This is a genomic window from Maricaulis sp. (genome assembly GCF_030149515.1).
Taxonomy (GTDB): domain Bacteria; phylum Pseudomonadota; class Alphaproteobacteria; order Caulobacterales; family Maricaulaceae; genus Maricaulis.
Genome location: NZ_JASBRI010000025.1, coordinates 1 through 13670, shown reverse-complemented (window position 1 = coordinate 13670; position 13670 = coordinate 1). Strand labels below are relative to the sequence as shown.

General features: G+C 63.4%; 11 protein-coding genes. 2 read left to right on the top strand and 9 right to left on the bottom strand.

Annotated elements, in window-relative coordinates; translation table 11 throughout:
- Positions 1 to 15: 15 nt before the first annotated feature.
- Positions 16 to 2367 (bottom strand): glycoside hydrolase family 3 N-terminal domain-containing protein, encoded by a 2352-nt coding sequence (locus Q1U94_RS11835; protein ID WP_366917291.1) that lies wholly within the window; start codon positions 2365 to 2367, stop codon positions 16 to 18.
- Between the two features lie 291 nt (positions 2368 to 2658).
- Here Q1U94_RS11835 and Q1U94_RS11830 point away from each other — a divergent pair, with 291 nt between their 5' ends.
- Positions 2659 to 3420: a FadR/GntR family transcriptional regulator gene (locus tag Q1U94_RS11830; RefSeq protein ID WP_300544886.1), complete on the top strand. Its 762-nt coding sequence runs from the start codon at positions 2659 to 2661 to the stop codon at positions 3418 to 3420.
- Positions 3421 to 3607: 187 nt separating this feature from the next.
- Positions 3608 to 5392: an IlvD/Edd family dehydratase gene (locus tag Q1U94_RS11825; protein ID WP_300544884.1), complete on the top strand. Its 1785-nt coding sequence runs from the start codon at positions 3608 to 3610 to the stop codon at positions 5390 to 5392.
- 66 nt (positions 5393 to 5458) lie between these two features.
- Here the strand turns inward: Q1U94_RS11825 and Q1U94_RS11820 are convergent, their stop codons facing one another.
- The 8 genes from Q1U94_RS11820 to Q1U94_RS11785 form a co-directional block, all read right to left on the bottom strand.
- The gene (locus Q1U94_RS11820; RefSeq protein WP_300544882.1) at positions 5459 to 6313 is read right to left on the bottom strand and encodes an aldose 1-epimerase; all 855 of its coding nucleotides are present in this window, start codon (positions 6311 to 6313) and stop codon (positions 5459 to 5461) included.
- On the bottom strand, positions 6310 to 7167 hold the full coding sequence (locus tag Q1U94_RS11815) for an SMP-30/gluconolactonase/LRE family protein (protein ID WP_300544879.1): 858 nt from the start codon (positions 7165 to 7167) through the stop codon (positions 6310 to 6312). The genes Q1U94_RS11820 and Q1U94_RS11815 overlap by 4 nt, the downstream gene beginning before the upstream one ends.
- Before the next feature lie 71 nt (positions 7168 to 7238).
- Positions 7239 to 8615 (bottom strand): sugar porter family MFS transporter, encoded by a 1377-nt coding sequence (locus tag Q1U94_RS11810; RefSeq protein WP_366917290.1) that lies wholly within the window; start codon positions 8613 to 8615, stop codon positions 7239 to 7241.
- 111 nt (positions 8616 to 8726) lie between these two features.
- Positions 8727 to 9485, bottom strand: a complete 759-nt coding sequence (locus Q1U94_RS11805) for an SDR family oxidoreductase (protein ID WP_300544875.1) — start codon at positions 9483 to 9485, stop codon at positions 8727 to 8729.
- Complete coding sequence (locus Q1U94_RS11800) at positions 9482 to 10645, bottom strand: fumarylacetoacetate hydrolase family protein (RefSeq protein WP_300544873.1); 1164 nt, start codon at positions 10643 to 10645, stop codon at positions 9482 to 9484. The genes Q1U94_RS11805 and Q1U94_RS11800 overlap by 4 nt, the downstream gene beginning before the upstream one ends.
- 115 nt (positions 10646 to 10760) lie before the next feature.
- Complete coding sequence (locus Q1U94_RS11795; protein WP_300544871.1) at positions 10761 to 11813, bottom strand: LacI family DNA-binding transcriptional regulator; 1053 nt, start codon at positions 11811 to 11813, stop codon at positions 10761 to 10763.
- A gap of 97 nt (positions 11814 to 11910) precedes the next feature.
- Positions 11911 to 13386, bottom strand: coding sequence for a mannitol dehydrogenase family protein (locus tag Q1U94_RS11790; RefSeq protein ID WP_300544869.1), 1476 nt, complete (start codon positions 13384 to 13386; stop codon positions 11911 to 11913).
- On the bottom strand, positions 13383 to 13670 hold a 288-nt coding region (locus Q1U94_RS11785; protein ID WP_300544867.1), incomplete at its 5' end, for a TRAP transporter large permease subunit. The genes Q1U94_RS11790 and Q1U94_RS11785, both read right to left, overlap by 4 nt.

The following is a 13670-nucleotide window of genomic DNA, read 5'->3' as shown; positions in this document are numbered from 1 at the left end:
CAGACTGAACGGGGCTCACTCGGTAACGGTCAGGGTCGCCGACCGGAGATCGGCAGAGCTGTGGCCGGCCGAGATCGTGAACGTGCCCGGCTCGACCTCGCGTTCCATGTCGAGATTCCAAAGCGCCATGGCGCGCGGCGTGATCTCGAAGGTCACTGTCCGGCTTTCACCGGGCGCCAGCGTGACCCGTTCGAAACCGGCCAGTTCCAGAACCGGACGCGTAACCATGGCGTTGTCGTCGCGCAGGTAGAGCTGAACCACATCGTCACCCGCCACATCGCCGGTATTGGTGATATCGACCTCGGCGATCGCCGTTTCGCCTGCGGCAATTGTGTCGTTGACCAGGCGCGGCGCGGACATCTCGAACGTGGTGTAGGACAGCCCGTAACCGAACGGATAGAGCGGTTCGGTGCTGTCGAAGAGGTAGCCACGACGGGCCGACGGCTTGTGATTGTAGAAGACCGGCAGCTGGCCCACTTCGCGCGGGATCGAGACTGGCAGATGCCCGCCCGGGCTGACATGACCCAGCACCACATCGGCGACGGCATTGCCCGTCTCCTGGCCCAGATACCAGCCTTCGATCAGCGCATCGGCGTTCTCGGCCAGATAATTCACCGCCAGCGGACGGCCATTGAGCAGGAGCACGATGGTGGGCTTGCCCAGCGCGAAGATTTCCCGGGCGAGATCGAGCTGCTGGCCGACCAGTTGCAGATCAGCCCGGTCACCCAGGTGATTGTCCGCCCACGCTTCGCGTGAGAGCTGTTCGTTCTCGCCGAGCACCATGATGATCACGTCGGCATCCTGCGCGGTGGCAACGGCCTCTTCGATCAGGCGCGCATTGACCGCCGGATCGACGAGATTGACTTCGTCCTGCGCCCAGACACGGCTTTCCGTCAGACGAACGCCCTCGGAATAGACCACCTCGAAATCGTCGCTGGCAGCGTTCTGGAATCCTTCAAGGACCGACACGACATGGCGCGGCTGGTCTGAATATCCGCCGATCGGCGTGTCGACGGCATGCGTGCCGATGACGGCGAGCGTGCCAATATCCCGCGCGTCGAGCGGCAGGGTGCCGTCGCGGTTTTCCAGCAGGATCATCGCCCGCTGCGCAGCAGTGCGGGCCAGGGCAATCGCCTCGTCGGTCGCGGTTTCGGCAACAGCCTCTTCGGCGTCGGCATAAGGGTCTTCCCAGACGCCGGACAAGAATTTCAGACGCAGGATACGGCGCACGGCCTCGTCGATCTGCCCTTCGGAAATGCGGCCCTCCTCCACCAATTCAGGCAGGCGCAGAAAGGCATCGCCATGCGGCAGTTCCACATCGATGCCGGCCTGAAGCGCACGCACGGCGGCATCGTCGATATTGTCGAACATGCGATGCCGCGTGATCGTCTCACGAATGGCGAAATAGTCGGACACCACAAGACCGTCATAACCCCATTCCTCCCGCAGCACATCGCGCAGGAGCCAGTCATTCACATGGCTCGGCAGACCGTCGATTTCGTTATACGAGGCCATGATCTGCATCACCGGCAACTCCTCGACCAGCCGCTCGAAGGGCGGGAAGAATATGGTGCGCAACTCTCGTTCCGAGACCTGGGCCGGACCGATATTGATACCGTTCTCCGGCTGGCCGTGCCCGGTCATGTGCTTGAGCGTGACAAAGACATTGTCGTCGCCCAGCGGCAGCGTCTCGCCCTGATAACCGCGTACGGCGGAAAGCCCCATCTCGCTGACCAGATACGGATCCTCGCCATAGGTCTCCTCAATCCGACCCCAGCGCGGATCGCGGGCCACGTCGACGACGGGCGCCAGCGTCGTATGTACGCCGCGCAGGCGCATCTCGTAGGCGGCGACGCCGAAAATATCCTCGATCAGGTCGCGGTCCCAGGTCGAGGCCAGGGCGATGGACTGGGGGAAGCTGGTCGCATTGGGTGCGACATAGCCGTGCAGGGATTCCTCGTGGAAGACGAGCGGGATACCCAGGCGTGTCTCCTCGATAGCCCAGCGCTGGGCCGCATTGATGTAGTCCACCGTCTCGCGCCCGTCGCGATTGCGCGCGCCGGCATTGGCACCGGCAGCCGTGGTGCCGGCCTCGACACCCTGACGGTCATAGGGGCGGGAGATCTGGCCCAGACCATGGGGATAATTTTCCGAGGCCGCGTCGGCGGAGAAATTGCCTTCGTCATCCTGGATTTCCGCCTTGTTCTGCCAGATGCCGATCATCTGGGCGACCTTCTCTTCGAGCGTCATGCGCGAGAGCAGATCTTCGACACGGGCATCGACCGGTTGCGACGGATCGCGATAAATCGCCTCGGCAGGCGGTTCATCCTGAACGGCGCAGGCCGGTGCCATCAACACACCAGCCATCAGTACTCCGGCGGTCGCCCGCCCCATCATGCGGCCAAACGGGCCGGGCCGTTCCAAAACGGTCATCGCAATCCTCCCCTTGTATCGTCGCGCAACCCGGCCTCTCGGCTCCCGGACCGGGTCCTTGGCCTTTAGTTAGAAGGCTTGCGCAGCAAAGGTCAATGCAATTGTCTGATGATTAAGTGGCATGTAGACACAGCCCTGCCACGGAAGTATGACCGATTGCATGAGGATACGTTCCGCACACGGCCGAATCCGTCGCGGTTCGTGTCGGTCAGGAGAAAAGAAGTCATGGCGAAGACCAGCGGATCCGACACGCAATCCAGACGGCGCAGCGGCAATCCCGCCCGCATTCACGGAACCATCGCCCACGATCTCGGCGTCGCCATTGTCTCCGGCCAATACCTGCCCGGCGAGATTCTGCCCAACGAGATCGATTTTTCCGAACGGCTTAAAGTCTCACGCAGCGCCTATCGCGAAGCGGTGCGCATCCTGTCGGCCAAGGGGCTGGTAGAAAGCCGGCCCAAGACCGGCACCCGCGTGACCGACGAGCGCAACTGGAATCTTCTCGATCCCGATGTTCTGGCCTGGTATTTCGCGGGCGAGCCCGATCCCAAGCTGGCGCATGGCCTGTTCGAGTTGCGTCTGATTGTCGAACCGGCCGCCGCGGCACTGGCAGCGGAGCGCCGCAAACCTTCCCACCTCACTATCATGCGCGAAGCGCTGATGGAGATGGAGCGCTGCGGGCTGGACAATGAGGATGGGCGCAATGCCGATCGGGCCTTCCACGACGCCGTGCTAGAGGCGACCGGCAATATGCCGCTGATGAGCCTCGCATCGACAATCGGCGCCGGCGTACGCCTGACCACAGTCTACAAGGCGCGCAAGGACGAGCTTCCGCGCGACCCCATGCCCGATCACTGGAAAGTCTTTGACGCTATAGCCGCCGGCGGGCCGGAGGAAGCACGAGCAGCGATGACGGAACTGGTCAGTGCAGCCCTTCGCGATACAGCCCGGGCCCTTGAGCGCGGCGAAAAGACAGCGACTGTCTGACGCCGGCCACCGCCATGCGGATATTTTTACACACCCGAAGGGACAACAGTCCTCTTGCGCCCAGCAAAATCCACAGGTAATTGTCTGACTAATTTGGCCGTTTGCGCGCGTTATGGTGGCGCGGGAACGGCAGATTGAACGACATCCCGCGTTTCGGGACCCGTATCTCTGTCAGGAGACAGCTGGAATGGCCAAACGTCTGCGTTCCCGCCTCTGGTTTGACGACCCGAACCATCCGGATCTGACCGCCCTGTCGCTCGAACGCTACATGAATTACGGCCTGACCCCGGACGAACTGCGCTCAGGCAAACCGATCATCGGCATTGCACAGACCGGATCGGACCTTGCCCCCTGCAACCGCCATCACCTCACCCTGGCCCAGCGGGTACGTGAAGGCATCCGCGACGCTGGCGGAATCGCGCTGGAATTTCCGGTGCATCCGATCCACGAGAACGGGAAACGCCCGACCGCCGGGCTCGACCGGAATCTGGCCTATCTCGGCCTGGTCGAACTGCTGCACGGTTATCCCATAGACGCCGTCGTGTTGACCATCGGCTGCGACAAGACAACACCAGCCTGCCTGATGGCGGCCATCACGACCGATATTCCGGCCATCGCCCTGTCAGTCGGACCTATGCTCAATGGCTGGCACAAGGGCAAGCGGGTCGGCTCCGGATCGATCATTTGGCAAGCGCGTCAGATGCTGGCTGCCGGCGAGATCGACTATGACGGCTTCCTTGAGCTCGCCGCCACTTCGGCGCCGTCCGTGGGTTATTGCAACACGATGGGCACGGCATCGACGATGAACTGTCTGACCGAAGCCCTCGGCATGAGCCTGCCGGGCTCGGCGACCACGCCAGCGCCCTATCGCGAACGGCCGCAGATTGCGTATGAAACCGGGCGCCGGATCGTCGAGATGGCGCATGAGGATCTCAAACCCTCGAACATACTGACCCGCAAAAGCTTCGAGAACGCTATCGCGGTCAATTCCGCCATTGGCGGCTCGACCAATGCCACAGTTCACATCACCGCCATGGCCCGGCATGCAGACATCGACCTTCCCCTGAAGGAATGGCAGACGCTGGGGCATAAACTACCGCTTCTGGTTAATCTGCAGCCGGCCGGCTTCTACCTGTCCGAGGACTTCCATCAGGCTGGCGGCGTTCCCGCCGTTGTCTCAGAACTTATGAAGCACGACCTGATCCACACTGACGCCAGGACGGTCAACGGCCGGACTATCGGGGAGAATTGTCATAGTGCCGAAATTCTCCTGCCCGACGTGATCCGCCCGGTCGACGATCCGCTGGTGGAAGAGGCCGGTTTCATCGTTCTCTCCGGCAACCTCTTCGACACGGCAATCATGAAGACATCCGTGATCGCGCAGTCCTTCCGGGATCGCTACCTGTCCGATCCGGACGACCCCAACGCGTTCGAGGGCACAGTGTGGGTCTATGACGGACCGGAGGACTATCATGCCCGGATCGACGACCCGGCAGACGGCGTCACCGAGGACGCCATCCTGGTGATGCGCGGTGCCGGCGTCCTGGGCCATCCCGGTGCCGCCGAGGTCGTCAATATGCGCCCGCCCAAATATTTGATAGATAAGGGCATTACTGCGCTCCCCTGTATCGGCGACGGACGGCAGTCCGGCACATCGGGCTCACCTTCCATCCTGCACGTCTCTCCTGAGGCCGCCGCCGGGGGCCGGATCGCGCTTCTGAAAACCGGCGACAAGCTCCGCATCGATCTCAACACGGCGACCGTTACGTGGCACATAGACGACGCCGAGATCGAGCGGCGGCAAGACGAACTTGAAGCTGCGGGCGGGTATAAATACCCGGCTTCGCAAACACCCTGGCAGGAAATCCAGCGCTCCATGGTGAGCCAGCTCGACACCGGCGCGGTACTTGAGCCAGCGGTGAAGTATTACCGCATCATCGACACGCTGGGTAATCCGCGCGGCAATCACTAGGGGAGGTCGGCATGTACAGGATTGCCGCCCTGCGCTGTTCGGCCTTCAGCGGCCGAGACAGTATTGCTACATTCGACCGGCTGTGACCGTCATCCAGATTTCGGCCGTTTCGCCGGGGCCGAGCACAGGCATGTCTCCGGGTGCACCATTGACCGCATCCGGGCGATGCGTGACCGGTTCCAGACAAACATAGTCCTGGCCGCTCGGCGTGAAGACATGCAGTCCCGCACACACCGGCGAGGCCGCAATCTGGACGACGCCGTCCGCATCCTCGATGCGCGCCTCTCCGGTCCAGCCGTCATAGCAGTGATCCACCAGCCCACGCACCGGCCCCACGGCCGGCGCCTCCGACCAGTCGACGAGCGCCTCCGGTTCAGCGGCCCGCACCGGAATTTCGCGTGCATCGGTGAGCCAGACAGACCGGGCGATGAAATGGATACGGGCATCCGGTCCGGCAGGAAAATAGGGGTGAAACCCCAACCCGGCAGGCATTGACGTGCCGCTCTCATTGGTCAGGGCAAGCTCGATGCGCAATCCCGAGCCTGACAGGCTGAAGCGCTGCCGGGCGCTCCAGATCCAGGGCCATGCCCCGGCCTCGTGGCGACAAACAAGGCAGGCTGTGTCGGCACTCCGGCTCTCGACCAGCCAAGGCATAAGCCAGGCCTCGCCATGCAGGGCATGGGGCGAAAAATCGGGCAGGGCCGGCAAGGCGACATCTCGCCCATCAAGGCTGAAACGCCCACCATCGATACGATTGGCGAAGGGAAGAAGCGGAAAACACCCGGTCTGCAGCGGATTGCGCACCGAAGGCGGGGCCGGACGCAGAACATCCCTGCCACCCTTCCGCAGCGCGCCGATCGAACCGCCCGTATCGGGACACAGCTCCAGCATCCAGCCGTGGCCTTCCAGAATGAGTGTCACAGCTTGATCAGGTTTTGCGGCAGGCCGGGCGTGTCGACCTGCACCTTGAAAAGGCCGCCGGCCGCAGGCGTTTGGCGCAACTGGTCCTCGCTCTGATGCAGACGCGCCGTCGTGCAGTACAGCGTTCTGAGATCGTCCCCGCCAAACGCCGCCTTGGTAATGGCGGGTACGGGGAAATCGATCTTGCCGAGCGCCCTTCCGTCCGGCGCATAGCGGGCCACGCCCCAACCTCCGAACAGGCCGATATGGACAACGCCCTCGCTATCGACGGACGGCCCGTCGCAGAACCCTTCATCCATCACAGCAAAGACCCGCTTGTTGGCGATCCGGCCGGCACCGTGATCGAAGGCGTAGACCGTCTTTTCCAGCGTGTCGTGATGATAGAGCGTGCGTGCGTCCGGACTCATCGCCGGACCGTTGGTGACTCCGTAACCATCGTCCATGCGGGTCAGTTCGCCCTCGGCCCAGCGATAGAGCGCGCCGGTCTTGTCCCGTTCGCTGTCATCCATTGAGCCGAACCAGAGCGAGCCGTCCGGCGCGACAAACCCGTCATTCAACCGGTTTTGCGGCCGATCCTTTTCAACGGGCAGTATGAGGTCGAAAACGCCGCTCTCCGGATCGAAGCGATGCAGGCCGCCGCGCACACCGCAGATCAGCGAGCCATCTTCGGCCGGCAGGGCGAAACCGGTCTGGTCCGGCGTGTCGAAACTGTCCGTCGCGCCGTCATCCACACCATAGCGGTGCAGCTTCCTGCACTTGATATCCACGAACCAGACACAGCGTTCGCGCGCCGACCAGACCGGGCCCTCGCCCAGTTCCGTTTTCAGATCCCAGATCAGTTCCGGCGTACTCATGACAGTCTCGTGTTGTCGGGCAGGCACGGGCGGACCGGACGGCCCGCCCGCAGGGGCATCGAAGGCTGGAGCTAGCCTTCCATGTCCTCGAGTTCCTTGCCTAGTGTCTCGCGCACCATCTTGACCACGAACAGGACCGAGATGAAGGCGAATACGGTGTAGATGCCGTAGGCGCCCGCCAGTCCGATCGAGCCCAGGAGCAGCGGGAACGTCATGGTGATGCCGAAATTCGACCCCCACTGGAACAGGCCGGACACGGCCAGTCCGGATCCCCGGATCTGGTTCGGGAACATTTCACCCAGCATCACCCACATCACGGGACCCCAGGAGAAGTTGAAGAACATCACGTAGACATTGGCGGCAACCAGGGCCAGAAGCCCCATATCGTCGGACAGGTTGAGCCGGCCGTCGACCAGCTGGCCGGTGGAGAAGGCATAGGCGCACAGCCCCAGTGTGATCGCCATGCCGACCGAACCAATGATCAGCATCGGCTTGCGACCGATCCTGTCGATCACGAGCAGGGCAATGATCACCGAGCCGATCGACAGCGCGCCGGACAGGACGTTCGTCAGCAGCGCGTCATTTTCGGTAAAGCCCGCCGCCTGCCAGAGCACGGCGCCGTAATAGAAGATCACATTGATGCCGACCAGCTGCTGGAAGGTAGCCAGACCGATCCCGACCCAGACGATGGGCCGGATGCGCTTGGACACCGGGTCGATCAGGTCGCGCAAGCGCGGCTGGTGGTCCTTGGCGAGCGAGTCCCGGATCTCCGAAACCTTGCGGTCCGCAGCACCGGCATTGAACAGGCTGGTGAGTACCGTCCTGGCCTGTTCGTTCTTCTGCTTGAAGACCAGATAGCGGGGGCTTTCCGGAATCCTGAACAGGGCGACTAGGAAGATCGCCGCCGGGATCAGTTCCATCCAGAACATCCATCGCCAGGCCGGAAAACCGAACCAGAACTCGCTGGTCGAACCGCCGGCTGCATTTGCCAGGAAATAATTCGACAGGAAGGAGCAGAAAAGGCCGGCGATGATCGCGATCTGCTGGATCGTCGCCAGGCGGCCCCGCAGGCGCGCCGGGGCGATTTCGGAGATATAGGCCGGCGCCATGACCGAAGCTGCGCCCACAGCCAGACCACCAAGCAGGCGGTAGATCACGAATTCGAACGACCCGTTGGCAACACCCGACCCCCAGGCCGAGATGATGAAGAAGACCGCAGCCACCACCAGCAGGGTCCGGCGGCCGAACATGTCCGCCATGCGCCCGGCCAGAAGCGCGCCAACGGCGCAGCCCAGAAGCATGGAGGCGACGTTGAAACCGGTACCGACTTCCTGGGAGTTGAACGCGGCGCGCAGCCCGTCGACCGTGCCGTTGATGACGCCACTGTCATAGCCGAACAGGAATCCGCCGATCGTCGCGACCAGCGCGATCGACAGGATATAGCCCATATTGTGGCTGTCGGCAGGCGGTGCGCCCTCGGCAGCCGGATTGGCCGTATCAGTCATTTGAATTTACCTCCCCTTGGGGCGCGTTTCCCGGCCCCCTGATTTGATACGGGCCTACCTCCAACCCGCATCGACAAAATAATTGTGGCCCGTACAGGCGCGCGCGTCATCGGACGCGAGAAACAGCGCCATGGCCAGGATATCCTTCGGTTCGATCCGCAGTTCCAGGCATTGCGCAGCCACGATCTCGGCCTCGCCTTCCGGCGTGTACCATTTCTCCTGGCGCGGTGTTTTGACATTCCCGGGCACGATGCAATTAACCCGGATCCCGTCCGGGCCAAGCTCGCGAGCCAGCGCCCGCGTCATCCCCTCGATCGCCGCCTTCGCGGTCTCGTAGAGGGAAAGGTCGGCCAGCGCGAGATGCCAGGAAATCGAACCCAGATTGATCACGCTGCCCCGGCCGCGTGAACGCATATCCGGCACCACGGCCTGGGCGGCGAAGAACTGGTGGCGAAGGTTCACCGCCATGCGGTCGTCCCAATAGGCGGGCGTGACCTCGTCGATCGTGTGCCGGTCGTCATTGGCCGCATTGTTGATCAGCACATCGACCGGGCCGACCTCGCTGCGGATCCGTTCAAAACAGGACTTCAGCGCGTCGAGATCGGTGAGATCGCAATTGTAGTAGACGGGCGCAGGATCCAGACCTGACAAGTTTTCGGCGAGGGCACGAGCCAGCGCATCGGAAATGTCCAGAAAGACCACACGTGCACCCTGACGGGCAAAACCTTCGGTCAGCCCGGCGCCAATACCGGATCCACCGCCGGTGACGACAACGACCCGATCCTTGAGAGAGGGGTAGGCCGCGCCGCTCATGCCGTCCCCCCCAACAGGCCGCGCTGGGCCAGATTGCGCATAAGTGCACCGATCCCCAGCGTCCAGGGAGGCGCCTTGTCACAGGTGGTGACGATATTTTCCAGCATGCCCAGGCGCTCCGACGAGACACGCACGATATCCCCGGGCTTGTGCGTGAAGCCGAGACCGGGCGCATCCCGGTCCTCGACCGGCGCGAACATCGTGCCCAGCATCAGGGCGAACCCATCGGGATACTGATGGTTCTTGCCAATGGTCTGGCGCACCAGGTCCAGAGGATCGCGGCTGATCAGGCTCATCGAGCTCTCACCGGTGAGCCGGTAGCCGTCCTCGCCCTCGACCTCCAGCGAGACCTTGGCGCGGCGTACGTCCTCGATGGTGAAATTCCCGTCGAACAGGCGGATGAAGGGGCCTAAAGAGCAAGAGGCGTTGTTGTCCTTGGCCTTGCCCAGAAGCAGGGCGGAGCGGCCCTCGAAATCGCGCAGATTGACATCATTGCCCAACGTCGCGCCCACGGCCTGCCCCGTGGCATCGCAGACCAGGGCGATTTCCGGTTCGGGATTGTTCCAGCGCGAATCGCCGCGAACGCCGACATAATCACCCCAGCCGACCGCGGCAAGCGGTGCCGCCTTGGTGAAGATTTCGGCGTCGGGACCGATGGCAACCTCCAGGTATTGCGACCACAGACCTTCCGCTGACAGGGCGGATTTGAGATTGGCAGCTGCTTCGGAACCCGGCTTCACAGTTGAAAGATCGGCACCGACCTTGTCCTTCAGCGCGTCACGAATGTCCCGGGCGCGATTGGCATGCCCTTGCGCACGCTCTTCGATAACCCGCTCAACGGCGGAAACTGCGAAGGTCACGCCGGACGCCTTCACACATTGCAAATCGACTGGCGCAAGCAGTCTCAGCGCGTCGTGCGCGGGCTCGTCCCAGGCCGTCGCGAATTCCAACGCGTCGAGCGCGCCAAGGTCGCGACCGCCGGTTGCCGGCAGCACATCCGCCCGCGCGAGCGCGTCAGCCACGGTCGGGGCAAATCCGGAAATGTCGTACAGACGGCCCCCCTTCACCAGAACGGGCGTGGGACCGTCGGGCAGGGCAACTCGTCCGATCAGAATCGCGTCCTGCCAGTCAGCAGCCAGGCTGCGGGTAAGCTGGGTCATTCCTCCCCCAAATGGTCTTGTGTCCGATGCCGTCTGCGCGACATTTTTAATAGCGCTAACATCTCGACCGCACGCCCATGTGTCAAGCGCTTCAAAGCAAATGTCTGACCAGAAATTAGTTGCGGACCGGAACCTGTCCCGAAGAGGTGCGCACGATCAGCTCATGCGGCAGCATACGATCGACCGGCTTACCGTCACGGGCACGGTCGCGGCCGGACCGGGACTCGTCCAGCACGATGCGTAGCGCCGCTTCCGCCATCCGCGCCACCGGTTGACGAACCGTGGTCAGCTCGGGCCAGACCGCAGTAGCAATATGGGTGTCATCGAAACCCGCCACGGACAGATCGCCCGGCACGTCGAGTCCGCGCCGGTGCGCCGCCGCCACCACTCCCGCCGCCATATCGTCGTTCGACGCGAATATGGCGGTCGGCGGCTGCGGATCGGAAAGCAGGCGCTCGGCCGCCTCGAAACCCGAACGGTATGTGAAATTGCCCGGTTCAATCAGGGCGGTGGCCGCCGGCTCGGTATTGCGGATCTCGTGTTCGAAGCCCAGCAGGCGCTCCATGGATACCGTCTGGTTCTCCGCCCCCTTCACAAAGCCGATGCGGCGATGGCCCAGTTCGAGCAAATGCCGTGTCATATCGGCTGCCGCAGCAAAATCGTCCATGCGCACGACGTTCGCGTCCGAACGCGAACGCCCTGTGCCAACAGCCACAGCGATAACTCCGTGATCCTGCAACTCGGCGATGGCGGGCTGACTGTCAGCGTGCGGCGCCGGCAGGATTACCCCGGCCACACCACCGGAAACCAGCCGGCCGATGGCCGCCTTTTCGCTTTCCAGGGACAGATCGCACTTCTCGATCACCAGAAGCGCTCCCGAACGCTGGGCTTCGTCAAGCGCCCCGACCAGGATTTCCGAGAGATAGCCGGCAGACGGGTTGGAATACAAAAGACCGACCCGGCCCGACCCGTGCCGGGCCAGCGAACGGGCCGCAGCATTGGGTGAATATCCCAGTTCCTTGACAGCCCGCATCACCACTTCGCGCGTGGTCTTCTTTACGCCGGGGACATTGTTCATGACACGCGACACGGTCATCACCGAAACGCCGGCATGTTGCGCCACCTGATCCATGGTGACGGCAGTTTTCCGCTTTGCTTTCGTGCTCACCTTCTTGCCTTCCTCCCCCGCCGGTCGGCGGCGGCTACATGATTGGCCGTTCCCCCGGCGCGTCAATGGCTAGCTTTTTCGCTTGGGGCAATCGCCATCAGCGCGCCAGTCTGCGCACGACCGTTGCCGCCCCCTCCGTCGTCAATCCGCCCAATCGGCTCGCCAGTCTGCCGACAAGCCCGGCGTCCTGCTGCAGGTCATGGCCAAAAACGCTGCCGACCGAAAGAAGCGCCCGGGCGATCGCCCGGGCATCGCCCGCCCCGGCCTGCACCGCAGCCGCCGTGTCGGCCGCCAGAGGGTCATCAACCGTGAAAGTCCGGCCGCGTTCGTCTTCACCGAACTGCCAGCGCATCCAGGCCGCGATTGCCGTTTCCACGGCCGGAACCTCCCGTCCCGCCTTGCGCGCATCCCGCAGGGTGGCGAGCAGGCGCTGCGGCAGTTTTTGCGATCCGTCCATGGCGATCTGTACCAGGGAATGATTGAGTGCAGCGTTGGAAAAGCGGCGCTTCAGCGCATTCCGATACGCCCGAGAGTCAAACCCGGCGGGTGTATCCAGCGAGGCCTCCGCCTCATCCCATAAACGTTCGACGAAGGCTTCAAATCCCGGCGCCGCCATCGTTTCGTGGACACGGCCATGCCCCGCCAGCGCGCCCAGATAGGCCAGCGCGGAGTGCGCCCCGTTGAGCAGGCGCAGCTTGGTACGCTCCCAGCCGGCGACATCCTCGGTCATTTGCACACCTACCCGCTCCAGCGGCGGACGGCGATGGCAGAACTTGTCCTCGACCACCCATTGGGAAAAGGGCTCGGTTTTGACCATGGCTTCGTCGCGATAACCGGTTTCCGCCTCCAGCCAATCGATATCTTCCGGTGCGGTGGCCGGCACGATCCGGTCGACCATGGAGGCCGGGAATGCGCCCTCGCTCTCGATCCAGCCGGCCAGGGCGGGATCGACACGCCGGGCGAACCCCAAAACCGCATCACGCGTGCGCGGCCCGTTCTCCGGCAGATTATCGCAGGAGAGAACCGTGAAGGGCCGCAGACCCGATGCCCGGCGGGCCGCAAGGCCGGCGGTCAATATGCCTGGCACGGTGACCGGCCGATCGGGCCGTTCCAGATCGGCTGCAATAACGGGATCGTCCATGCGCAGGCGTCCGGTGCCCGGGTCGAGATGATAGCCCTTTTCGGTCACTGTGAGTGTCACAAGAACGGTGTCGGGCTGTGCCAGCACCGCGACCACGGATCCCGGATCGTGCGGGGCCACGAGAACGTCGCGGATCGACCCGACAATCCGCAGGCGCGTGTCGTCTCCGGAGCGTTGGGCCAGCGTGTAAAGCCCGCCCTGGGGATTGAGCTGCCGGGCTACCCGCGAAGAGCGCAGCGATGCGCCGCGGATCGCCCAGCCGGTCTCGCCCTGCGCCATGAGATCGTCGAAATAGACCGCCTGATGCGCCCGGTGAAACGCACCAAGACCCAGATGCACGATACCGGCCGGGCCGCTGCGATCATGCCCGGGCCGGGAAATCTCCGCGGGCAGCGTCGTCAGTTCCGCCGCTGTCAGCCGCCTCGCGCTCATTCCATCAGTCCCGGCAGCCACAGCGACAGGGCCGGCACAAAGGCAATCACCAGCATCGCACCGACTAGCGCCAGGTAGAAGGGCCAGATTGTACGGATCGCCTGTTCCGGCTTCACGCCGCCGATGGCGCAACCCAGAAAGAGTACGGATCCCACAGGCGGCGTAACCAGTCCGATCCCCAGATTGAGCAGCATCAAGATCCCGAAATGAACCGGATCGATCCCTGCCGCCATTACCACCGGCAGGAAGATCGGCGTGGTGATAATGATCAGCGGTGCCATGTC

Coding starts and splice junctions, on each gene's coding strand:
- Q1U94_RS11810 (WP_366917290.1), bottom strand. CDS start 8,615: ATGGGCTATATCCTGTCGATCGCGCTGGTCGCGACGATCGGCGGATTC.
- Q1U94_RS11830 (WP_300544886.1), top strand. CDS start 2,659: ATGGCGAAGACCAGCGGATCCGACACGCAATCCAGACGGCGCAGCGGC.
- Q1U94_RS11790 (WP_300544869.1), bottom strand. CDS start 13,386: ATGAGCGCGAGGCGGCTGACAGCGGCGGAACTGACGACGCTGCCCGCG.
- Q1U94_RS11825 (WP_300544884.1), top strand. CDS start 3,608: ATGGCCAAACGTCTGCGTTCCCGCCTCTGGTTTGACGACCCGAACCAT.
- Q1U94_RS11815 (WP_300544879.1), bottom strand. CDS start 7,167: ATGAGTACGCCGGAACTGATCTGGGATCTGAAAACGGAACTGGGCGAG.
- Q1U94_RS11805 (WP_300544875.1), bottom strand. CDS start 9,485: ATGAGCGGCGCGGCCTACCCCTCTCTCAAGGATCGGGTCGTTGTCGTC.
- Q1U94_RS11800 (WP_300544873.1), bottom strand. CDS start 10,645: ATGACCCAGCTTACCCGCAGCCTGGCTGCTGACTGGCAGGACGCGATT.
- Q1U94_RS11835 (WP_366917291.1), bottom strand. CDS start 2,367: ATGGCTGGTGTGTTGATGGCACCGGCCTGCGCCGTTCAGGATGAACCG.